The sequence below is a fragment of the Neobacillus nitrireducens genome (genome assembly GCF_030915405.1).
In the GTDB taxonomy this organism is placed as follows: domain Bacteria; phylum Bacillota; class Bacilli; order Bacillales; family Cytobacillaceae; genus Neobacillus.
Genome location: NZ_CP133262.1, coordinates 4,344,227 through 4,365,491, shown reverse-complemented (window position 1 = coordinate 4,365,491; position 21,265 = coordinate 4,344,227). Strand labels below are relative to the sequence as shown.

At 38.5% G+C, this 21,265-nt stretch carries 24 protein-coding genes and 1 other RNA gene; 5 read left to right on the top strand and 20 right to left on the bottom strand.

Annotation, left to right across the window (positions count from 1 at the left end):
• Positions 1-69: 69 nt before the first annotated feature.
• The 3 genes from RCG22_RS21210 to RCG22_RS21200 all read right to left on the bottom strand — a co-directional run bounded on the left by RCG22_RS21210 (position 70) and on the right by RCG22_RS21200 (position 2,516).
• Complete coding sequence (locus RCG22_RS21210) at positions 70-1,389, bottom strand: CBS domain-containing protein (RefSeq protein WP_308104586.1); 1,320 nt, start codon at positions 1,387-1,389, stop codon at positions 70-72.
• A 123-nt stretch (positions 1,390-1,512) separates the two neighbouring features.
• Positions 1,513-1,752, bottom strand: a complete 240-nt coding sequence (locus RCG22_RS21205; protein WP_308104585.1) for a hypothetical protein — start codon at positions 1,750-1,752, stop codon at positions 1,513-1,515.
• An 83-nt stretch (positions 1,753-1,835) separates the two neighbouring features.
• Positions 1,836-2,516: a metal-dependent hydrolase gene (locus RCG22_RS21200; RefSeq protein ID WP_308104584.1), complete on the bottom strand. Its 681-nt coding sequence runs from the start codon at positions 2,514-2,516 to the stop codon at positions 1,836-1,838.
• A gap of 191 nt (positions 2,517-2,707) precedes the next feature.
• Here RCG22_RS21200 and RCG22_RS21195 point away from each other — a divergent pair, with 191 nt between their 5' ends.
• Entirely contained in the window at positions 2,708-3,805 is a 1,098-nt protein-coding gene (locus RCG22_RS21195; protein WP_308104583.1) for a M24 family metallopeptidase, read from the top strand.
• 56 nt (positions 3,806-3,861) lie between these two features.
• A non-coding RNA gene (gene ssrS, locus RCG22_RS21190) (6S RNA) lies at positions 3,862-4,057 on the top strand.
• An 89-nt stretch (positions 4,058-4,146) separates the two neighbouring features.
• On the opposite strand, the gene ald is transcribed toward ssrS, so the two are convergent.
• The 3 genes from ald to RCG22_RS21175 form a co-directional block, all read right to left on the bottom strand.
• Entirely contained in the window at positions 4,147-5,265 is a 1,119-nt protein-coding gene (ald, locus tag RCG22_RS21185) for an alanine dehydrogenase (RefSeq protein WP_308104582.1), read from the bottom strand.
• Positions 5,266-5,441: 176 nt separating this feature from the next.
• Positions 5,442-5,840, bottom strand: coding sequence for a hypothetical protein (locus RCG22_RS21180; protein ID WP_308104581.1), 399 nt, complete (start codon positions 5,838-5,840; stop codon positions 5,442-5,444).
• A gap of 156 nt (positions 5,841-5,996) precedes the next feature.
• Positions 5,997-6,155 (bottom strand): hypothetical protein, encoded by a 159-nt coding sequence (locus RCG22_RS21175; protein WP_176525445.1) that lies wholly within the window; start codon positions 6,153-6,155, stop codon positions 5,997-5,999.
• 106 nt (positions 6,156-6,261) lie between these two features.
• Between RCG22_RS21175 and RCG22_RS21170 the strand changes: the two genes are divergently transcribed.
• Together RCG22_RS21170 and RCG22_RS21165 are read left to right on the top strand one after the other, a co-directional pair.
• On the top strand, positions 6,262-6,714 hold the full coding sequence (locus RCG22_RS21170) for a universal stress protein (protein WP_308104579.1): 453 nt from the start codon (positions 6,262-6,264) through the stop codon (positions 6,712-6,714).
• 148 nt (positions 6,715-6,862) lie between these two features.
• Positions 6,863-7,177: a hypothetical protein gene (locus RCG22_RS21165; RefSeq protein ID WP_308104578.1), complete on the top strand. Its 315-nt coding sequence runs from the start codon at positions 6,863-6,865 to the stop codon at positions 7,175-7,177.
• A gap of 39 nt (positions 7,178-7,216) precedes the next feature.
• Here the strand turns inward: RCG22_RS21165 and RCG22_RS21160 are convergent, their stop codons facing one another.
• The 9 genes from RCG22_RS21160 to sppA all read right to left on the bottom strand — a co-directional run bounded on the left by RCG22_RS21160 (position 7,217) and on the right by sppA (position 14,649).
• Complete coding sequence (locus RCG22_RS21160) at positions 7,217-7,729, bottom strand: MogA/MoaB family molybdenum cofactor biosynthesis protein (RefSeq protein ID WP_308104577.1); 513 nt, start codon at positions 7,727-7,729, stop codon at positions 7,217-7,219.
• A complete protein-coding gene (locus RCG22_RS21155) occupies positions 7,729-8,568 on the bottom strand; it encodes an EcsC family protein (protein ID WP_308104576.1) in 840 nt (279 codons plus the stop codon). The genes RCG22_RS21160 and RCG22_RS21155 overlap by 1 nt, the downstream gene beginning before the upstream one ends.
• A gap of 111 nt (positions 8,569-8,679) precedes the next feature.
• A complete protein-coding gene (locus tag RCG22_RS21150) occupies positions 8,680-9,873 on the bottom strand; it encodes an acetate kinase (RefSeq protein ID WP_308104575.1) in 1,194 nt (397 codons plus the stop codon).
• A 243-nt stretch (positions 9,874-10,116) separates the two neighbouring features.
• Positions 10,117-11,100: a class I SAM-dependent methyltransferase gene (locus RCG22_RS21145; RefSeq protein WP_308104574.1), complete on the bottom strand. Its 984-nt coding sequence runs from the start codon at positions 11,098-11,100 to the stop codon at positions 10,117-10,119.
• A 114-nt stretch (positions 11,101-11,214) separates the two neighbouring features.
• Positions 11,215-11,715 carry a thiol peroxidase gene (tpx, locus tag RCG22_RS21140; RefSeq protein ID WP_098260075.1) on the bottom strand — a complete coding sequence of 167 codons (501 nt, stop codon included), beginning with the start codon at positions 11,713-11,715 and terminating at the stop codon, positions 11,215-11,217.
• Positions 11,716-11,893: 178 nt separating this feature from the next.
• Entirely contained in the window at positions 11,894-12,367 is a 474-nt protein-coding gene (gene ytfJ, locus RCG22_RS21135) for a GerW family sporulation protein (RefSeq protein ID WP_308104573.1), read from the bottom strand.
• A 17-nt stretch (positions 12,368-12,384) separates the two neighbouring features.
• Positions 12,385-13,068 carry a DUF2953 domain-containing protein gene (locus RCG22_RS21130; protein WP_308107220.1) on the bottom strand — a complete coding sequence of 228 codons (684 nt, stop codon included), beginning with the start codon at positions 13,066-13,068 and terminating at the stop codon, positions 12,385-12,387.
• 91 nt (positions 13,069-13,159) lie between these two features.
• Positions 13,160-13,627 carry an RDD family protein gene (locus tag RCG22_RS21125; RefSeq protein ID WP_308104572.1) on the bottom strand — a complete coding sequence of 156 codons (468 nt, stop codon included), beginning with the start codon at positions 13,625-13,627 and terminating at the stop codon, positions 13,160-13,162.
• Positions 13,628-13,638: 11 nt separating this feature from the next.
• A complete protein-coding gene (gene sppA, locus RCG22_RS21120) occupies positions 13,639-14,649 on the bottom strand; it encodes a signal peptide peptidase SppA (RefSeq protein ID WP_308104571.1) in 1,011 nt (336 codons plus the stop codon).
• Between the two features lie 167 nt (positions 14,650-14,816).
• Between sppA and RCG22_RS21115 the strand changes: the two genes are divergently transcribed.
• Entirely contained in the window at positions 14,817-15,620 is an 804-nt protein-coding gene (locus tag RCG22_RS21115; protein ID WP_098260080.1) for an NAD kinase, read from the top strand.
• Positions 15,621-15,685: 65 nt separating this feature from the next.
• Here the strand turns inward: RCG22_RS21115 and rarD are convergent, their stop codons facing one another.
• The 5 genes from rarD to RCG22_RS21090 form a co-directional block, all read right to left on the bottom strand.
• Positions 15,686-16,618, bottom strand: coding sequence for an EamA family transporter RarD (rarD, locus tag RCG22_RS21110; RefSeq protein WP_098260081.1), 933 nt, complete (start codon positions 16,616-16,618; stop codon positions 15,686-15,688).
• 129 nt (positions 16,619-16,747) lie between these two features.
• Entirely contained in the window at positions 16,748-18,334 is a 1,587-nt protein-coding gene (mbcS, locus tag RCG22_RS21105) for an acyl-CoA synthetase MbcS (protein WP_308104570.1), read from the bottom strand.
• Positions 18,335-18,505: 171 nt separating this feature from the next.
• On the bottom strand, positions 18,506-18,712 hold the full coding sequence (locus tag RCG22_RS21100; RefSeq protein ID WP_066258162.1) for an alpha/beta-type small acid-soluble spore protein: 207 nt from the start codon (positions 18,710-18,712) through the stop codon (positions 18,506-18,508).
• A gap of 100 nt (positions 18,713-18,812) precedes the next feature.
• Complete coding sequence (gene thiI, locus RCG22_RS21095; protein ID WP_308104569.1) at positions 18,813-20,018, bottom strand: tRNA uracil 4-sulfurtransferase ThiI; 1,206 nt, start codon at positions 20,016-20,018, stop codon at positions 18,813-18,815.
• Complete coding sequence (locus RCG22_RS21090) at positions 20,019-21,161, bottom strand: cysteine desulfurase family protein (protein WP_308104568.1); 1,143 nt, start codon at positions 21,159-21,161, stop codon at positions 20,019-20,021.
• Between the last annotated feature and the right edge of the window lie 104 nt (positions 21,162-21,265).

Here is a 21,265-nt window from a genome sequence, read left to right as displayed (position 1 = left end):
TTTCCTTACATTTTAATTATTTTAGTCTTGATTTTAAATAAGCGGCTTTTTTTATGGATATAAAACTGTCTAGTTCCTATCTAGCAATTGACACATCATCATTGCTTTGCCAACTAATATGCCCTCATTGAAAACTTCTACATCCACTTTTCCAAATTTCCGTCCCACTTCAAGTACTCTTGGATAAATTTCTAAAGTACTTTCCATTTGAACTGGTTTAATAAAGTAAATGGTCATATTCTCGACGACAAGGTCACCTTTTTTATAAGATCGCAATACACGGTTGGCCGCATCAGAGACGATCGTAGTAAACACACCGTATGAAATGGTTCCAAGTTGGTTGGTCATTTGCGGGGTTACTTCGCAGGAATATACCTCTTCTCCTTTTGCTTTTCCCTGCATTAATGCCATTTGATTGGTCACGATATCATCAATCGTTTCTCCAACCTGCGGCTGCCGCTGGTTCATTTGTAAGGCCTTTAAAACATCCTGCCTGCTAATAATACCTTCTAGACGGTTTGAGTCATCTGTGACTGGCAGAACCTCAATTCCTTCCCAGACCATGGTATGGGCAGTTGAAGCAACACTAGTCTTCCCATTAACCGACATTGGATGTTTGGTCATAATCTTATCGATAGATACTTCAAAATCCAATCCTAAAATATCCTTGCTTGTCACCATTCCTTGAATCTTCATGTTTTGGTCAACAACAGGATAGCGGCTGTGTGATGTCTGTTGGTTAAATTCATGCCATTTTGACACCTTATCCGTCGTTTTCAAATAAAAAGTATCAGCAAGAGGGGTGAGAATATCTTCAACTAAGATAATTTCTTTTTTTATTAATTGGTCATATATCGCCCGGTTAATCATGGTGGCAACCGTAAACGTATCATAACTTGTTGAAATAACCGGTATTTCAAGATTATCTGCCAGCTTTTTGATATGATCTTCAGCATCAAATCCACCAGTAATCAGCACGGCAGCTCCTGCCTTTAAAGCCAGTTCATGTGCCTGCGTCCGGTTCCCGACAATTAATAGGTTACCAGCCTCCGTATAGCGCATCATGGCTTCTAATTTCATCGCACCGATGACAAATTTATTGAGAGTTTTATGCAAGCCTGTTCTTCCGCCCAAGACCTGACCATCAACAATATTTACAACTTCAGCAAATGTAAGCTTTTCAATATTTTCTTTCTTCTTCCGTTCAATTCTAATGGTTCCTACTCGTTCAATGGTACTTACATAGCCTTTATTTTCCGCTTCTTTAATCGCACGGTAGGCTGTACCTTCACTAACGGACATCGCCTTAGCAATTTGCCGGACAGATATCTTTTCCCCAATAGGGAGTCCATCAATATATTGTAAAATTTGTTCATGCTTAGTCGCCAAGACCTTCACCCTCTATAATCAAATTCCAATCATTCTGTTAAGAATAATCCGGAGTACGTATAAATTTTATTATAGAGTGTTAAAAGCCTTGATTCAATGTGGATTCTCACATTAGCATAATTCTCAATGAAAGGATCTGGATTTCTTCCCGGGTCGTCGCTCCTCTGGATGTTTTTGTCCATCCCTTTTTGGACTATACAACAGACCTGTAAGATTCCCAGCGATCACGATTAAGGCAAAAGAGAGCCAGGCTAATGAAAATATCCCTTGAGCTCCTTCTGCAAGAATGGATAATCTTGGGGCTCCATAATATAGCAAGAAGCCACAGAGTAACAAGCAAAGTAAATATCTGTTCTTTTTCAATTATATTCCCCCTCCAAAATGACTGCTTGTTCCATATTTATGCATTATGAAGGAAAAAAAGTATGTAAATCACCTAAGAACAATTAAATTTCGATGGATTCACCCGGTTGGAGCACTTTACCGTTCTGATCTTCCAGCAGCTGGGTAAACTTAAAAGGATCTTGTTTAATGGGCGGGAAGGTATTGAAGTGAATTGGCACAACTGTTTTAGCTTTTAGCAGCGTAGCCGCATATGCTGCATCTTCGGGACCCATTGTAAAATTATCACCAATTGGAAGGAAAGCTACATCAATCGGATGGCGTTCACCAATCAGCTTCATGTCTGAAAATAACCCCGTATCCCCGGCATGATATATCGTCTTGCCTTCGTTCATAAATAATATTCCAGCCGGCATCCCGCAATAGATCAGTTCCTTGTTTTCTGTTGTAAAACTTGAACCATGAAAGGCCTGAGTTAGTTTCACTTTACCAAACTCAAATTGATGGGCACCACCAATATGCATCCCATGGGTATGAACTCCTTGCCATCCTAGGTAGGTTGAAATTTCATGGTTGGCAACGACAAGCGTATTATTTTTCTTTGCTAATTCCAAGGTATCCCCAACATGGTCATTATGGCCATGCGATAAAATAATTACATCTGGTCTTACATCCTCCACTTTCAAGTCCGTCAATTGATTACCATTGATGAATGGGTCAATTAAGATGGTTTTCCCATTAGATATAATTTGTACAACTGAATGTCCGTGATAAGAAATTTTCATCAAACTCGCTCCTCTCGATTTTCGGCTATTAACTATTTCCATACAAGAACTGGAATCCCTTCCATATCTATAGTTTAATCATCCTAAATTGAATTTAAGCAAGCATAACCCGAGAATATCGTCAGTTAGTTTACATTTCAAGTTTAAATTGATAATCTCAAATAGGAATGAATTACATAGGGGGAGTTAAAATGAATCAGCGATTAACTAAGCTTCAAACATGGATGAGAGAAAACGATATTGAAGTTACCTTCCTAACCTCATCAGAAAATGTATTTTACTTAAGCGGATATTACACCAATCCACATGAACGATTGCTCGCGCTGGCAGTTTTTCAAGCAGACGAGCCCTTCCTCGTTTGTCCGGGGATGGAAGTTCATGATGCGAAACGCTCTGGTTGGGAACATGAAATTATCGGCTACAGCGACATTGACAATCCATGGGAAATGATTCTAAAATCCATCCATAAAAGGATAACTAGCGTGTCAAAAGCAGCGATTGAAAAAGAGCATATGAATGTGGAACGTTTTGAACAGCTTTCAAAGTTATTCCCGCAGGCATCATTTGTTTCTGCTGAGGAAAAATTACGCATGCTTCGGATGATAAAGGATGCGAAAGAACTAAAAATTATTGAAGAGGCTTGTGCCCTTGCCGATTACGCCGTTGAATTCGGTGCTAGTGAAATCAAGGAAGGCAAAACAGAGTTGGAAATACTTAATGCTTTAGAGTTCGCCCTTAAACAAAAGGGTGTAACGGAAATGTCGTTTTCAACAATGGTACTTACTGGAGCCAATGCCGCCTCTCCCCATGGAAACCCGGGAGAAACGAAAATTCAAAAAGGCGATCTTGTTTTATTTGATTTGGGTGTTGTTGTTGACAGGTATTGTTCAGATATCACAAGAACTGTGGCTTATGGGGACATTAATGACAAGCAAAAGGAAATCTATGACACCGTATTAAAAGCGCAACTTGCTGCCATTGAAGCCAGCAAGCCGGGAGTATCCGCTGCAGAGGTGGATTTAACGGCCCGCAGAATTATTGCTGAAGCAGGTTATGGAGACTATTTTCCACACAGACTCGGTCACGGCCTTGGAATTAGTGTTCATGAATACCCATCATTAACCGAGACCAATAATCTTATTATTGAAGAGGGTATGGTATACACGATTGAGCCGGGTATCTATGTACCAAACGTGGCTGGCGTCCGGATTGAAGATGACATATATATTACGTCAGATGGGGCAAAAGTTCTTACCAAATTCCCGAAAGAACTCCAGATCATAAAATAAGTCAATTTGGGGATTTTTCACATTGAACTTTGCTTTAAATTGATGTAATATAAAAATACAAGCTGCGTTGTTCGTAGTCATAATAAAGTTTTAACCTTTAAGCTGTAAAAGGGAGTTTAACCATTGGAGCTTGAATGACAAGCCTCTGTCTATAAGACTTGGAGGACATGCAGAAAAGTTTCTGAAAACACCCACTTTGAGGAGTGGTGGTTTAAAACTTTCTTATATTAATACGGCAAATGCGGCTACATAGTTGTTTTTTAAACCAGTTCCTTTTAGGAGCTGGTTTTATTTTGTTAAAAAAAGAGGAACGTCTCCGTCCCTCTTTTACGAATTAATTATTATTTTTCCAATAGTGTTTTTGTATCTAAATATTGAATCCCATGGGCTTCTGCAACTGCTTGATAGGTCACATAGCCGTTAAGTGTGTTTATTCCCTTTAACAATGCTTCATTGCTGAGACACGCTTGTTTGTAGCCTTTATTGGCAATTTGAACTGCATAGGGGACCGTTACATTTGTTAACGCCAGTGTGGAAGTTCTAGGGACGGCGCCTGGCATATTGGCTACAGCGTAATGGACCACATCATGCTTCACATAGGTTGGATTATCATGCGTGGTAATCCGATCAGTGGTTTCAAAAATACCACCTTGATCGATGGCAATATCAACAACGACGCTGCCTGGTTTCATTGATTGAATCATGGCTTCCGTCACGAGCTTCGGTGCTTTTGCCCCCGGAATAAGAACAGCGCCAATCACCAAATCTGAATCTTTTACCGCTTCAGCAATATTATAAGGATTAGAAATAAGCGTCGTCACATCCGATCCAAAAATGTCATCCAATTGACGGAGACGGTCAGGATTTAAATCAATTATGGTTACCTTTGCTCCTAAGCCAATTGCCATTTTTGCCGCATTCGTTCCAGCCACACCGCCGCCAATAATAGTAACTACTCCTCTTTGAACCCCTGGAACACCGGATAGAAGAATTCCCATACCACCATGAACCTTTTCAAGAAATTGCGCACCAATTTGAGGAGCCATTCTTCCAGCCACCTCACTCATTGGTGTTAATAATGGTAAACTTCGATTAGATAACTGAACCGTTTCATAGGCAATGCCAATTACTTTACTATCTATTAATGCTTTCGTTAATTCAGGTTCCGGTGCAAGATGTAAGTATGTAAATAATATTAGGCCTTCACGAAAGTACTTATACTCACTTGGAAGCGGCTCTTTCACCTTCATGACCATTTCCATAGACCATGCTTCCTCTGCTGTATCTACTAATTTTGCACCAGCTGTCTCATAATCCTCATTTAAAAAGCCAGATCCAAGACCTGCACCTTTTTCAAGAAAAACCTCATGACCGAATTTTACTAGGTTGACAACTCCTGCTGGTGTCATGGCTACACGGTTTTCATTATTTTTAACCTCTTTAGGTACTCCGATCCGCATGTGATTACCTCCAAATAAATTTATCCATATTAAAATTAACCAAGGCGATTTTATTATAACCTTTTTCATAAGTAAGATGTATCTTAGTTGATGATAACTATACATATATGAATTCCACTAATAAAATAGAGCAAAAGCTTTGCCGAATAAGGCAAAGCCTTTGTTTTAATTCTTTTTTAATACCACGGATAGTAAGGGTAAGGGTATGGGTATGGGTATGGCGGATAGTAAGGATATCCGTAACCATATCCGTAACCCGGAGTTAATAAGGCACCTGCAGCTAACCCGGTCAAGAACGGTACCCCAAAGCCAAATCCACCGAAACCAAATCCTGGACGGCCAAATCCAAATCCTGGACGGCCGAAACCGCCAAATCCAAATCCTGGGCGACCAAAACCTCCGAACCCAAATCCCGGGCGGCCAAATCCTCCGTGGCCAAAACCACCAAAGTGTCCAAATCCTCCGTGACCGAACCCTCCGTGACCGAAGCCCCCATGAATCCTTTCATCTGCAGGATCTACCATATTATAGTTCACATCAACGTTAGTAGGCATTCCATACATTTCTGTACTCATAATTCTCCTCCTCATTTTAATTAATTGACACATTAAAGAATATGCATATACAAAAGTAGATTCTTGGGTATTTGCCCGTACACAAAAAAATTCCAAGACATTTGTCCAAAAAAATAACTGTCCTAAATTTAGGACAGTCCATCAATATCATCGCAATTAACTCTCCGTACTAGAGAAATCATCATTATCAGCAATTGCTGTGCCTTCACCAATAAAACCACTATTGTATGAATTCATAATTTGCCGGCTTACTTCAGCTGTACCCTGTTCATCAAACTCAAATAAAAACTGTTTATTTTGATCTCGTTTTACCATCCTGCCAAACTCCTTTCCATTGTAAGTTACCTCTTTATTGTTCGAAAAATTGCAACAGTTATTCCTTGTTAAATAATGTATAATTTAAGTAAGGAGATGATTAATCATGGGACTTAAATATCAAAATATTTTAGTCGCTATTGATGGTTCAACAGAAGCAGATAGGGCATTTAAAAAGGGGATTGAAATTGCAAAAAGAAATGATGCCACCCTTGTATTAGTTCATGTTATTGACACTCGATCGTTCGCTTTAATTGAAGCCTACGATACGGTAATTGGTGATCGAGCAGAAAAGCTTGCAAAAGATATGCTTGAAAAATATCTAAAACAAGCTGAGGATGCAGGGATAACAAAAGTTCAATATGAAATTGATTACGGCTCTCCTAAAATTAGAATTCCTAGAGATTTAGCTAAAAAACACAGTGCTGATTTAATTCTCTGCGGTGCTACCGGGTTAAATGTAGTGGAAAGGTTCTTTATCGGCAGTGTTTCAGAACATATTACCCGTTATGCAACTTGTGACGTTCTCATCGTAAGAACAGATAAAGACTCAGAATAGGATATAGGGTTTCCAAAAGCACGCCGCAATGTTGTTGCTACGTGCTTTAAATTTACCTAATTGACTGAAAAAATAGGTTTGTGAAGATTGGCTTATCCCTGTATAGTAGAATAATATAAAATAAAATATATTGATTGGAGGGAACCGCATGAAAGAAAATTTTACTTTTGATGATCGTCTAGGTATCCTAATTCCCGACCTACTTTTGGATTTGTCTGAATTCAGCCTAGAGGCTCAGGAAGAGATTCTCTTAAATTGGGAACAAGTCCGCGGCTCAATCCCTGACCGAATTAGAGATTTAGAAATTCAAATTAATCAGAAACAAGCACTTCTTTCTAATGAAAGTAATTTCCCACGCTCATGTCAACTGAACAGTGAAATTGCTGAGTTAGCCTCGATTATTAATGATTTATGGTTATGGTACCGTGCAAACGAAGTTCTCTCAACAAAAGTCCATCACTAAAAAAACTCCCTTTTATACCGAAAAGGGAGTTTTCTCTATTTAAAGGTCTTTTTGTATTTCTCTCACTACATGGCCAAGCTCTGGCAGGATTAATTTATTCATGGCCAGCTTTACGGCACCGGTTGAGCCCGGGGTGGAGAATACGGCTTTATTATTAACCACACCAGCAATTGCCCTTGAAAGTATAGCAGCGCTGCCAATATCCTCTTGATAGCTCAACATCCTGAACAATTCTCCAAAGCCGACAATTTCTTTATCAAGCAGGAGTTGTACTGTCTCAATGGTTACATCCCGCTTAGCAATCCCAGTCCCGCCATTTGTTAAAATAACATCAATTTCCTCATTCGCACAGCCTTTTAATATTTCATTTTGAATGGGCGCAGCCTCATCTTTTACAATGACGTAATCGATAATTTTATGACCTGCTTGTTCAAGCAGTTCCATCATCAATTTTCCACTTTTATCCGTTTCGTTATTTCTGGTGTCACTGACAGTGATTACTTTACAGTTTACCATCCTCGGGGCTACTTTTTTATGTTCTTGAATACTCATCAAGCAAACTCCTCTTTCTGTCTTAAGTACCGCAGTTGATAATATTTATGGGCGACATCGGTTACTTTTCTGGTCAACTGATAATTAGCTCCTGCACCAATTGCCATACTGACCAGCGGAATCCCTTGTATCACCCTTTTTCGGAATAAGGAAATAACCAACGCTTTCATTAGCTGTTGCACCGGCTGTTCAATCCAAGTAATATCTGTAATTTGTTCATTTCCTTCATAAAAATAATGATCATCTCGATTTTCTAATTCATCCATCAAGGAAGTCCATCCCTCAAGTTGAAGCCTAGGCGGCAATGTTGCCGTATGGAAAACTTTCAGAGAGGTCATCATTTCAACCGGGGTATTCACCTCAACCCCGTAAGTCATCGCAATTAATTGTACAACCCGTAAATTAATAACTGCGATTGCCGGTATATCTGTACTTAGAAGAAGTGGGCCACCTGTTCCAGCTAAACCACCTTGAGCAAAAGAATAGAATCGATGTCTTGCTATTTGCTGCTCAGCTATGTATTGTAATTGCTCAATTTTCAGTTGACTTAAGTCTTCTATTTTTTCTAGGTCTTTATGAAATATCCGCCCTGAAGAAAGAATTCTCTCTTTTGCGTCGATTTGAAGCTGCGAGCCTTGTATCATACTATGTAAATGAAACAGCCAGCTATCGATAACTAAAAAAAATTGTTTTTGAACCTTTTCAGGCAATAATGAGAATGATTGTTGTAAATATTTTTCATAAGTTAATTGGAAATCATTGGGCTCAAATTCATATAAATTTCTTTCCCAATCCCGTATTTCATTCAAGACCCTTGCTTCACGGTCTGTTAATGGCATGATTGATTCCCCTCCACGGCAACGCTTTCTATTTCTAGTATATCACAAGGATATCCAAGGATAAAAAGCAAAAAGGCAAAAGCCATTAAATAAGCTTTTGCCTTTTGTTTATTAATGTTTATCCGCTAAACGAACAACGTCGCGAGCAATCATTACTTCTTCATTGGTTGGGATGATAATGACTTTAACAGGTGAGTGTGGATAGTTGATAAATGCCTCTTCGCCTCTTACTCTGTTTAAAGCTGGATCCCAATAAACTCCCATAAATTCAAGGCCTCTTAAAATCTTTTCCCTAATTGTGTCACTATTTTCACCAATACCCGCTGTAAAAATAATCGCATCTACACCATTCATTCGTGAAGCATATGAACCAATGTATTTATGGATACGGTTGGCAAATACATCTAGAGCAAGCTGCGCACGATCATTACCTTTTTTCGCTTCAATTTCAATATCTCTTAAATCGCTGGAGAAGCCTGACATAGCAAGCATACCGCTCTTTTTATTTAAAACATCAAGTACTTCTTCTGCAGTTTTATTTGTTTTTTCCATAATATAAGGAATAAGAGCAGGGTCAATATTCCCTGAGCGAGTTCCCATTGTTACCCCAGCAAGTGGTGTAAAGCCCATAGAGGTGTCAATCGACATGCCGCCTTCAATTGCAGCAATACTTGCACCATTCCCTAAATGGCACGAAATGAGGCGAAGTTGATCAACGGGGCGACCTAATAACTCGGCAGCACGTTGTGAAACATATTTATGCGATGTTCCATGAAAACCATACTTACGAATGCCATACTCTTCATAATACTCCATTGGCAAGCTGTACAGGTAAGAACTTTCCGGCATCGTTTGATGGAAAGCTGTATCAAACACAGCAACTGCAGGAACATTTGGCAGCACACTCATGAAAGCTTTAATTCCTGTAAGATTTGCTGGGTTATGCAATGGTGCAAGTTCTGATAATTCATCAATTTTCTGTAACACTTTATCAGTGATAAGCACAGAGTCATTAAAGGTTTCTCCACCATGAACGACACGATGGCCCATTCCAACAATCTCATCAAGTGATTTGATAATCCCTAAAGTGGTTAGTTTATCCAAAAGCATTTTAACCGCGACCTCATGATCGGGAATATCGATAATTTCTTGGACCTTTTCCCCATTTACTGTAATATTAAAAATCGAATCTTTTAATCCGATTCGTTCAATTAATCCTTTTGTAATAACTTTCTCATTTGGCATTTCAAATAATTGAAACTTCAAAGAAGAACTTCCTGCGTTAATTGCAATAATTTTTGCCATTTTTGTTACCGCTCCTTTTATATAACAACACTGGTTTAGTTTTATTTTGTGTAGTACACTATTATTTTGCGCAAACCATTCATGATTATTTCCTTCCTCATTTAATCACTGTGAATATTATATTTCAAGGTATAATTTGCATGTGAGCGTTTACATTACAAATGTTAATATATTCACATATTTCGGTACTTTCCTAACATTTATAACACTCAAAAAACAAGGATGACCAGGGTTCAAACCCGATCATCCTTTGTTTTCTTGGAACCATTTTTCCATCTTAGATAGGATTTTGTCCATCTCTGTTGCATTGGAAAGGCTTGGTAAATCGACAAGTAATGCTTGCTTTGGAGGCTGCACACCTTCTCCCTTTTTCTGGAGGATCATAATACTCTTTGCTGTATTTTTATTATTAAACATGCTGGTTGGTAATTGTAACAGTCCTTGTACAATGACGTGCTCTTTAAAGAATTCACTTAGCTTTGATGATTGGTCACTTTCAAATAATCCATTAGGAATAATGAAAAATAAATAACCTCCAGGTGCCGTATGCTTAACACTTTGCTCAATGAATAAATGATGGGAAAAGGTATGTCCCTCATCTGCCTTCACTTGATAATCGGCTGCTCTCACATCATTCGGGTAATAGCCAATAGGCAAATCACCGATGACCGCATCAACGGGATCGATAAACAACGGCTCAAGGCTGTCTTGATTGAAGAGTTGTATAGGGTGCTCTTGTAAATTGGCATTGACATAAGCTAGTTTAATTAACAGGTCATCAATTTCCACACCGATAGATGCTACTTTTTTAGGTAGGTGATTTACTACAGTTGTTAATAAATTTCCTGTTCCTACTGCTGGGTCAAGCAGACGAAAAGAGGACTGTTTCATAAATCTATCAACTAAATAACCGACGAGCATCCCAACTGAATCTGGTGTCATTTGATGGTTAGGCTGAGCACTTTCTTTCATCCCTTTTAAGATCACCAGCTGATAGGCTTTTCGTATTTCTTCGTTTGAGAAATTTTTTAAATGAATCTGTTCATATTGTTTACTTAACCTTTTTTCAGTTAGTTCGCTGACCTCATCCTGAAGGATTGAGCCTTGAAATAAATTCTCTCCTGTTTCTGCAAGTGCCTCTAAATATGTACAATTTAATTCTTCCTGTAAAAGAAGTGCAGTTTCATTAAATAACGTAAACAGTTGTTCTACTGAAGAAACTTTCATCTTTTCCCCTCCCTCATTAATTTCCTTATCCATTTTAATCGAGTATCGACATTTTATACAAGTCTTACGCAATATAAAAAAGCCCCACCAATGCGAGGCTTTCGTATGATGAACTTATTTTGCTGTCTTTGCTGCTTCAAGTGCTGCTTCGTAATTAGGGTGGTTTGTTGCTTCACTAACATACTCAACGTATGTCACTGTATCGCTTGAATCAACAACAAATACCGCACGTGCCAAAAGTCTTAATTCTTGGATAGCAACCCCATATGCTTCTCCAAAAGAAAGGTCACGGTGATCAGATAATGTCTGAACATTTTCGATTCCGCTTGCAGCACACCAACGCTTTTGTGCAAATGGTAAGTCAACGCTGACAGTTAAAATTTTCACGTTGCCTAAGCTGTTTGCTTCTTCATTAAATCGGCGTGTTTCCGCATCACAAACACCAGTATCCAAAGATGGTACAGAGGTAATTAAACGTACTTGACCTTTGGTACTTTCTAACGTAACTGCTGATAAGTCATTTGCTAGCACAGAAAAGTTGGGAGCTTTGTCCCCTACCTTAACTTCATTGCCTAATAGTGTAATCGGATTCCCTTTAAATGTTACATTTGCCATAAAAACATCCTCCTTTGTCGTATCCAAGCTCAGACGATTGTTAATAACCGCTTCACTCTAAATATGTACAGTGTAAATTCTATCTTTTCAAAAAATAATTTGCAATTATTTAGCCTTTTGAAACGATGTCACATGAAAAAAGTTAACCTTCCACAGTATTGGAAGATTAACCTTTTTGCTATAATTCAAGCTCTTCTTTTGGTTTATGCTCCTGTTTAGAACCTTGCAAACTACTTTGCTGCTGTTGACCTTGGTCTTTTTTTGAGAACATTTGCTGAATTTTATCAATTGCTTGGGGAGCAAGTTCTAGAATCTTTTCATACAAATGGGTACTTTCATCTAAGTGAAGCATTTTAACTCCGTGAGAGTTGACAATTAAAAAGGCAATTGGGGTAATTGAAACACCGCCCCCGCTCCCGCCGCCAAATGGGTGGGATGAACCTTGACTTTGTCCTTCACCTTTTCCTTGAGACCCCTCAAGCTTAAATTCACTGCCGCCTGCGGCAAATCCAAAGCCTACTTTTGAAACGGTTAAGATCACACTGCCATCAGGGGTTTCAACAGGGTCCCCTATAATCGTATTCACATCAATCATTTCTTTTAAGCTTTCCATCGCAGTTGTCATCAAACCTTGAATTGGGTGGTCAGACATGGCTATTTCCTCCTTTTTCAAACGGATTTTGTTTTATCATGTGCAAAATTTGTTTTCTTTTTTAAGTGCGGAAGTCCGCCCTTCCAGAATTTAAATAGTTTTAATCCTGCTAGAATAGCATGCCCGATACGAAACTGAATAATACATGTGAGTCTTGTATGAATAACCGCTGCTTGAAAGTGCGGGGTCACCGTTATTTTCGGCATTTCTTTAAGTTTTAAATAATGACTAATAAGCCCAATAACACTTCCTTTAAAAGCCCATATTGCACCCGTTATCGTTCCGGTGTGGGCTGCATCTCCTAATCCAATCATTGTTTCCCATTCGAAACCTTTCAAAGTTACCTTTCGAAGAAACATCCTGACAATCCGATGTAATCCAACCACATGATTTAATAATTTTTTGGCATTTGTAAAATAAGTATCAACATCCTCGGTTGTAATTCTTTTTGCCTCTTCTTTTGTTGATTGCTCTGAAGAATCGCCCAATTTGGTGTTACTTTTTACAATCAGGCTTGGGGAATTATCATCCACCTTTATTAAGGGGACGTTAATCGTATATTTAATTAATCCAAACCAAATCTTTAATTTTATTTTTAAATCATCATTATCATTATGATGATAATAATTGATAAGGATAGTTAATTTAGTAAAAAGAATGAGTATGAATAAGAGCAAGAGAATCGACAAAACGAGGAGCACCCAAAACAATTTCAATCACACCCTTTCAGCGGGTAGTATTTGCTTTTATATAAAAAAATAAACCTACCAACAAATGTTGATAGGTTTATCCTCACCGTTCTACATGAATGACAGTGGTGTCTGTGAAGAGATCATGCAAGCCCTGTTTTTTAGGTAAGAATGCGACAATGATATATCCGACAATGATGGTTGCCGATATAAATCGACCAATCCATTCACGAAAGAGAATCGTTCCCCAAGTTAATTGGTCACTTTTTAAATCAACTACCTTCAATCCAAATACCATTTTCCCAAGTGTTTGATTAAAATATTTTGTCATCAGGACGAAATATAAATAAAAAATTACCGCCGCTGCAATTGAAGCCGGAGCAAACATATTTGCTTTAGCTAAGGGGATATCCAAAATTCGAAATACCGGCTTGATTAGCAGCCGAACGATGCTCCCCACAACGACTAGATCAAGCAGATAGGCCCAAAAGCGCATCCAGAAGCCTGCATAGCGAACCATATAGTTCTCATTTCTATAATGGTTGATTTCTTGGTACTCCTTCATTTCCATTTAATCTCCCCCTATTCTGCATACAGGTACATGAGACGCGGTGAATTGGGCTTAGAAAGAATCTTCATGAATCCAGCCATTTCAACGTTTTCACCCATTAATTTCTTTGCCTGCAGCGAAAATAAAGAACCCAAACCGAGAGAATCTGAATAGCGAACAACCTGTGCCCCTGTTAACTTCTCCTGTTTTTTCATACGATTCACTACATCGTCTAGGTAACCGAAACCATCAATGAGATGCAAATCCTTCGCTTGTCGCCCATCGTACACACGGCCGTCAGCCATTTTTTTCACCTGATTGACTGGCAAGTTACGCCCCTCTGAAATCACTTTAACAAATCCTTGATACGAATTATTGATCATTGACTGCATTATTTGCCGTTCTTCTTCAGTCATTTTTCTTGTGGGGCTCATGATGTCCTTATGCTTGCCACTTTTTATCGTGACAAAATCGACACCATACTTATCAGCAAGACCTTCATAATTGATCCCTTCCATAATCACTCCAAGACTACCTGTCATTGTCTCAGGACTGGCATAAATTCTTTTAGCAGCAGTTGAAATATAATATCCTCCTGACGCAGCCATTGAACCCATCGAGATATAAACCGGCTTTTTACTTTTCTTTTGAATTTCTGCTAGTTTATCATGGATTTCTGCACTTTCAACCACGCCGCCCCCTGGAGAATTGACTTTAATGATGATCCCTTTTACAGAATCATCCTCTTTAATGTAATTTAACTTTTTCATAAAATCCTGATGATTGTAGCCTGAACTTTGCAGAAAAGAACTAGTTTCCCCCGTGTCCTGAATGACACCATTAACATCGAGGATTACAATTTTTTTTAATTCGTTCCCTTCCTTCACCACCTCTTCTGTAAAAGGTTGGTCAGCAGCTGCCATAAAGTCAGTAAAATTGGTTTCAATACCTTTAAAAGCAAAAGACGATAAAAAATTTATCACCACAGATACAAAAAATAACGCTGCCGCAATCCCTAGTGCCGCCCAACGTTTTCCATTCATATATTCGTAAATCCCCCTTTTTCTTTTTGCTTAAAATTACATCCTCCTTTTATATTATTTCAATAAAATGCTAAACTAATTTCAGACTAACATTTTTTTGCCAATGATTATTTTAAGATAGGTAAAAATGTTATAATTATATCAATACTTTACAGGGGGTACATAAATTGGAAAACAGACGTAATATCTACTTCTATCACAAAAAAGATTCAGACATGCTTTTAAAAATGGCACCTCTTTTTGACATTGCTGATCGATATGGTTTTACGATTGTGAAAGATTACCGACACGCGAATATTATTGCCAGTGTTGGTGATGACGGCACATTTCTTCAAGCTGTCAGGAAAACTGGCTTCCGTGAGGATTGCCTTTACATGGGAATTTCAACTATGGATACCTTGAGTATGTATTGTGATTTCCGAATAAATGATACTTCAAAAATGATTGACGCCATTATTACAAATGAGAATTTAAAAGTCCGACGTTACCCGCTAATTGATGTATCCGTGGATGGGCAGGGTACATTTACTTGCTTAAACGAATTTAGCATCCGCTCTGCAATCATAAAGACACTTGTGGTCGATATCTTTATTAACCAGCTTCATTTAGAAACCTTCCGCGGGGATGGACTCATTGTAGCGACACCAACCGGAAGTACTGCCTATAATAAATCGGTAAAAGGATCAATAGTTGACCCGCTTCTTCCCTGCATGCAGGTTAGCGAGGTAGCATCCGTTAATACAAATCGTTACCGGACACTAGGTTCCTCCTTTATCGTTGGAAGTGATCGAACACTTACACTTAAAGTAATTTCCGAAGGCAATGATCATCCAACCATGGGGATGGATAATGAAGCATTATCCATTCGTCACGTGGAGACGATCAGCATTAAAATAAGTGATAAAAAGTTAAAAACACTCAAATTAAAAGACAACTCCTTCTGGGAAAAAGTAAAACGGACTTTTTTATAAGAAAACAGAAGGATCTTCACTACATAGTAAAACCTTATCCATCGAAGCGGATAAGGTTTTTTTTATTATATGCTAGTGCTTTTTTCTTTCCGAAAATTGAACAACTGTGGCGATAATAGCTTTGTTTTTGATAATGAATAAATGACTAAAGCTGACCAAATAAACATGAACGATAGAAGTTGTATTTTTGAAAAATGTTCATCATAAACAAATACCCCAAGCAGCAGGGTTAATGTAGGTGCAATATATTGCAGGAACCCTAATAAAGATAGGGGAATTTTTTTTGCTCCCTTTGCAAAATATAGAAGAGGTACTGCTGTTGCGGCTCCTGCACCGATTAATAGCAGATCGGTTTGGACCCCATCAGATAAAAAAGAGTGAGAGCCATTAAAAAATAAGTAACCGATATAAATAGCTGCAACAGGTGTAACCACAAGGGTTTCTAAAGTTAATCCAACTTCCGAATCCACATTTATCAATTTTTTCGCCAGACCGTACAATCCAAAAGAAAGCGCCAAGGCGATGGCAATCCACGGAAACTGTCCATGGGAAATGGAGATTATCAACACGCCTATTGCTGCTAAGATGAATGAGATGTATTGATATACAGTTAATTTTTCTTTAAGAACAATCATTCCTAATAATATACTTATTAAAGGATTAATATAGTAACCAAGACTTGCTTCAATCATATGACCACTGTTAACCGCCCAGATATAAATGAACCAATTCACACTGATTAGTAAAGATGCAATCGTCAAGGCGTACATTTGTTTTTTATTTTTAGCAAAACCTTTAACCGTTTGGAGAAATAATCCCCATTTTCTTGTGAGGAGAAGTATAATAACCATAAAAATAAACGACCACAACACACGACTTGCTAAAATTTCCTTGGCATTAACATGGTCCAAAAGCTTCCAATATATCGGCAATAATCCCCATAACAAATATGAAAAGCCGGCATAAATGGCTCCTTTTTGTGTTTCTGTCTTTTTCATATGTCTCCCGATCCCCTATTCTTTCTAGTTTCGAAATAATGTCTATTATACCTCGAAACTTTATCTAAAGGGGATTTTTTTGTTTCAAAAAAAACAAGCGGTATTCCGCCTGCTTTCTTTCATTACCAATTAAACTTGTTTAGCCGCCTCTAGTTCCTTGTTTCGTAATTCGATTCGACGGATTTTCCCTGAGGTTGTTTTTGGCAGATCAGATAAATATTCGATCTTTCTTGGGTACTTATAAGGTGCTGTAAGTGTTTTTACATGCTCCTGTAATTGTTTTGTTAATTCTGGATTTGTTGAATCAACATCTTCTCTTAAGACAACAAATGCTTTGACAATAAAGCCGCGGATTTCATCCGGACTTGCGACGACAGCGCATTCCTTTACGAATGGATGTTTAACAAGCGCATCCTCGACTTCAAAAGGTCCAATCGTATAGCCAGAACTAATGATAATATCATCCCCGCGGCCTTCAAACCAGAAATAGCCTTCTTCATCCATTTTCGCCTTATCACCCGTTATATAATAGTCTCCGCGGAATTGCATGGCTGTTCTTTCCGGGTCTTTGTAATAATTTTTAAATAACGCAGGAGTTTCTACATGGACAGCAATATCGCCCACTTCACCGACCGCACATACTAGACCAACTTCGTTAATAATTTCTACTCTATTACCCGGTGTTGGTTTGCCCATGGATCCAGACTTCAATTCCATCCCTTTTGTAACCCCAACCAGTAAGGTATTTTCAGTTTGTCCATATCCGTCACGGACATCAATATTAAAATGCTTTCTAAAGGTATCAATCACTTCTCTATTTAAAGGTTCACCTGCTGAAACCGCACTATGAAGATTTGGCAATTGATAATCAGCTAAATGGTCAACCTTCGCCATCAATCGATATTCGGTCGGTGTACAGCAAAGGACATTCACATCATATTTTTGAAGGAGACTCAAATATTTTTTTGGATCAAATTTACCATTATAGACAAAGCCTGTTCCCCCTGAGCCTAGCACAGATAAAAACGGACTCCAAATCCATTTTTGCCAGCCAGGACCTGCAGTTGCCCAGACCGTATCACCGTCTTCAATACAAAGCCACTTCGCGGCAGCTGTTTTTAAATGAGCGTATGCCCAGCCATGCGTATGAACAACCCCTTTCGGATTCCCCGTTGTGCCAGAGGTATAAGATAAAAAGGCCATATCGTCTCTAAGCGTATCTGCCAGAACTAATTCATCAGATGCAGTTGCCATCTCTTCGTCCAAATGAATCCAGCCTTCTTCAGAAGCTCCAATTGTAAATTTAACTAACGGTTGTGATGGGGTGATATGTTCAAATTGATCGACGTATGGAAAATAACTAATGATTCCTTTTACATCACCGTGTGTAATCCGGTACCGCAGATCTTTTTCCTTTAACATTTCAGAGCTTGGAATGACAACCATTCCTGCTTTTAATGCGGCTAAATAAACAACGTATGCTTCAATTAGACGCGGCATGATAACAAGAACTACATCGCCCTTGTTTAAACCTTTCTTGGCAAAAACGTTCCCTGCTTGGTTGACCTTTTTCATTAATTGCTCATATGTAACCTGCTTAGTGTCTCCTTCCTCATTTTCCCACTTCAATGCAACTCTGCTCGGATCTTTTGCAAAACACTCCATCTCAGACACGAGATTATACTTTTCTGGCGCAATTAATTCTTCTCTCTTCATACGTCTCCCCCCTAATTTATAAAATGTTAATCCTACAAATATTATTATAATAAATTATTTAAAAATTTAAAATTATTATTTATTTAATAATAGATTTCATTACCTAGAACATGAAAAAGAGAGCGGAGGGAAACCCTCACACTCTCTGTAGCCATTGTATTTATTTTTTTATTAACGAGAGAATCCGCCACCTAATTGTGATTCAGCCATTGCTACTAGACGCTTTGTGATTTCACCACCAACAGAACCGTTAGCACGTGAAGTAGTGTCAGCACCAAGATTTACACCAAATTCTGAAGCAATTTCATACTTCATTTGGCTTAGAGCTTGTTCAACACCAGGAACTAATAATTGATTTGAGTTGTTGTTGCTTGCCATGTGATATCACCTCCTTGTGAGTATAGAATGTGTAGAACTTAAAAACTTCATTCTATAATCCAACTGGTAATTGTTCACAAAATGTTCGGATTTTACCTTTTTAAAACAATTCACTAAATTCTGAGCGCTGTTTATTATCAGGTTTAATAACAAGGGTCTCAGTCTCTTGCACCGCTTCATAGATGAGCGGGTCAAAATCAAAGAAACTTTCGTAATGCTGAACTTTTTCCCTTTTCGGCTTTGTTTTTGGAGATGCCGGGACGAAGATGGTACAGCAATCCTCAAATGGCCTGTTCGAAATTTCAAGTGTATCAATTTCATGTGCGATTTTAATAATATCTGTCTTGTCCATCGTAATCAATGGCCGCAAAATAGGTGTATTCGTTACCTCATTAATTGCAAACATACTTTCTAAAGTCTGACTTGCAACCTGTCCGACACTTTCACCGGTAATAATCGCCAGACCCTCGTGTTTTTTCCGAATTTCGTCTGTAATTCGAAGCATCATTCTTCGTGTAGATGTCATCGAATAGTTTTCAGGTATTTGCTCAGCTATTGTTTGTTGAATATCTGTAAACGGGACAATGTGCAAAGTCATCGATCCGTAAATTTCAGCGAGTTTTTTTGTAAGGTCAATCACCTTTTCTTTTGATCTTTCACTAGTAAAGGGTGGACTAAAAAAATGAACGGCTTCAATTTCTAATCCCCTTTTCATGGCCATATAGCCGGCAACTGGGCTGTCAATCCCTCCTGAAAGCATAAGCATCGCTTTACCTCCGGAACCAACCGGAAGTCCGCCTGCACCTTGGATGGTTTCGCATGATAGGTAAATGGCTTCCTTTCTCACTTCTATCCGCAAATTAATATCTGGATTTTTCACCTTTACTTTCATTCCTGGGATATTCTTCAGTAAATGACCGCCAATGGTATGATTAATTCCGTCCGTATCCAACTCAAATGTTTTATCGGATCTTTTAGGAGTAATTTTGAAGGTTTGCCCCTCCTTAAATAAAGAGCGCACTATTTCTAGCGAGGACTGTTTTAATACCTCTATATCTCTTTTCACTTTTATAGCCGGGCTAAAAGATTGGATTCCAAAAATACTCTTTAATTCCCCAATCACTTCTTCACAATTTTCACCATTTAGTAAAACATACATCCGGTCACGGTTTGCTTCAACTTTAATGTTTGGAAAAGGGGCGAGAGCGATTCTGACACTTTTTCTTAACTTTTCAACGAATTGATTGCGATTTCTCCCCTTTGTCGATATTTCACCATAGCGTATAAGTATTCGTTCATATTTCATTTATTTCATAACCTTCCTTAATTGGGTTGCAGATTCTCTAAATGCAGCTAACACTGTATTTGCCTCTTCCATACTATTTTCAAATGAGAGGCTGACTCTGATGGCACTTTCGGCTAATGTTACAGAAACACCCATTTCGAGTAGTGTCTTACTTGGTGATTTCTTTTTTGAGGAACAGGCACTTGTGGTTGAAACATAAATACCCTTTTGCTCCAGTGAATGGATAAATACTTCTGATTTTATTCCTTTTATTGAAAAATTTAAAATATGAGGTGCAGAATTTTCAATCGGTGTGTGAATTTGAACACCATCTATTTCAGTTATCCCCTTCCGAAGCATGCTCCGGATATTTTCCATACGTTCTAACCCTATTTCAGCTTTCGTTAATGTCATCCTAAGTGCCTTCGCCATTGCGACTGCACCTGCCACATTTTCTGTACCACTTCGAATCTTCCGTTCCTGATTGCCGCCTGAAAATAACGGAGCAAGCCTTACACCTTCCCGGATAAATAAGGCACCCGTGCCTTTTAAGCCATGAAATTTATGGCCGGAAATCGAACAAAGATCAATTCTGTATTTATTTAGAGGCAAAGGAATCTTTCCGATGCCTTGGACGGCATCGACATGAAATAAAATGGTTGGATATTTTTTTAATAGGTCACCAATTTCATTAATTGGCTGAATCGTCCCTACTTCATTATTCACCAGCATAATCGAAATTAATATCGTTTCTTTTCGAATCGATCTTTCAAGATCAGCGACACTAATTCTTCCAAATTCATCAACAGGCAAGTAGGTTATCTCGAAGCCCTCTTGTTCAAGTTGTTCCATCGCAGATTTAACGGACGGATGCTCCACACTTGATGTAATCAGGTGCCGTCCTTTATTTCTATGCAATAAGGCAGATCCTTTTATAGCTAAATTATTACCTTCCGTGCCCCCGGACGTAAAATATATCTCAGATGGTTTCACAGTTAAGAGCTTGCTCACTTGATCCCTCGCCTGGGATAGAAGCTTCTCAGCCTGTCCTCCCATACCATGTAGTGAGGAAGGGTTCCCATAATATTCACTAGAAACCGTAACAAATGAATCTAAAACCTCTTTAAACGGTTTTGTTGTTGCACTATTATCAAAATAAATCATTTCTTCTCCTCCGAACTTCCGAACCAGTCCACTTACAAAACTAAATCTTATCATAATCCATAAAAAAAGAATAACAAAAAACCGATTTAGCCAAATGGCAAAGA

Excerpts from the sequence above, each read along its gene's own strand:
- RCG22_RS21200 (WP_308104584.1), bottom strand. The coding sequence starts at position 2,516 with ATGAAAATTTCTTATCACGGACATTCAGTTGTACAAATTATATCTAAT.
- RCG22_RS21195 (WP_308104583.1), top strand. The coding sequence starts at position 2,708 with ATGAATCAGCGATTAACTAAGCTTCAAACATGGATGAGAGAAAACGAT.
- ald (WP_308104582.1), bottom strand. The coding sequence starts at position 5,265 with ATGCGGATCGGAGTACCTAAAGAGGTTAAAAATAATGAAAACCGTGTA.
- RCG22_RS21180 (WP_308104581.1), bottom strand. The coding sequence starts at position 5,840 with ATGAGTACAGAAATGTATGGAATGCCTACTAACGTTGATGTGAACTAT.
- RCG22_RS21175 (WP_176525445.1), bottom strand. The coding sequence starts at position 6,155 with ATGGTAAAACGAGATCAAAATAAACAGTTTTTATTTGAGTTTGATGAA.
- RCG22_RS21170 (WP_308104579.1), top strand. The coding sequence starts at position 6,262 with ATGGGACTTAAATATCAAAATATTTTAGTCGCTATTGATGGTTCAACA.
- RCG22_RS21165 (WP_308104578.1), top strand. The coding sequence starts at position 6,863 with ATGAAAGAAAATTTTACTTTTGATGATCGTCTAGGTATCCTAATTCCC.
- RCG22_RS21160 (WP_308104577.1), bottom strand. The coding sequence starts at position 7,729 with ATGAGTATTCAAGAACATAAAAAAGTAGCCCCGAGGATGGTAAACTGT.
- RCG22_RS21155 (WP_308104576.1), bottom strand. The coding sequence starts at position 8,568 with ATGCCATTAACAGACCGTGAAGCAAGGGTCTTGAATGAAATACGGGAT.
- RCG22_RS21150 (WP_308104575.1), bottom strand. The coding sequence starts at position 9,873 with ATGGCAAAAATTATTGCAATTAACGCAGGAAGTTCTTCTTTGAAGTTT.
- RCG22_RS21145 (WP_308104574.1), bottom strand. The coding sequence starts at position 11,100 with ATGAAAGTTTCTTCAGTAGAACAACTGTTTACGTTATTTAATGAAACT.
- tpx (WP_098260075.1), bottom strand. The coding sequence starts at position 11,715 with ATGGCAAATGTAACATTTAAAGGGAATCCGATTACACTATTAGGCAAT.
- ytfJ (WP_308104573.1), bottom strand. The coding sequence starts at position 12,367 with ATGTCTGACCACCCAATTCAAGGTTTGATGACAACTGCGATGGAAAGC.
- RCG22_RS21125 (WP_308104572.1), bottom strand. The coding sequence starts at position 13,627 with ATGGAAATGAAGGAGTACCAAGAAATCAACCATTATAGAAATGAGAAC.
- sppA (WP_308104571.1), bottom strand. The coding sequence starts at position 14,649 with ATGAATGGAAAACGTTGGGCGGCACTAGGGATTGCGGCAGCGTTATTT.
- rarD (WP_098260081.1), bottom strand. The coding sequence starts at position 16,618 with ATGAAAAAGACAGAAACACAAAAAGGAGCCATTTATGCCGGCTTTTCA.
- mbcS (WP_308104570.1), bottom strand. The coding sequence starts at position 18,334 with ATGAAGAGAGAAGAATTAATTGCGCCAGAAAAGTATAATCTCGTGTCT.
- RCG22_RS21100 (WP_066258162.1), bottom strand. The coding sequence starts at position 18,712 with ATGGCAAGCAACAACAACTCAAATCAATTATTAGTTCCTGGTGTTGAA.
- thiI (WP_308104569.1), bottom strand. The coding sequence starts at position 20,018 with ATGAAATATGAACGAATACTTATACGCTATGGTGAAATATCGACAAAG.
- RCG22_RS21090 (WP_308104568.1), bottom strand. The coding sequence starts at position 21,161 with ATGATTTATTTTGATAATAGTGCAACAACAAAACCGTTTAAAGAGGTT.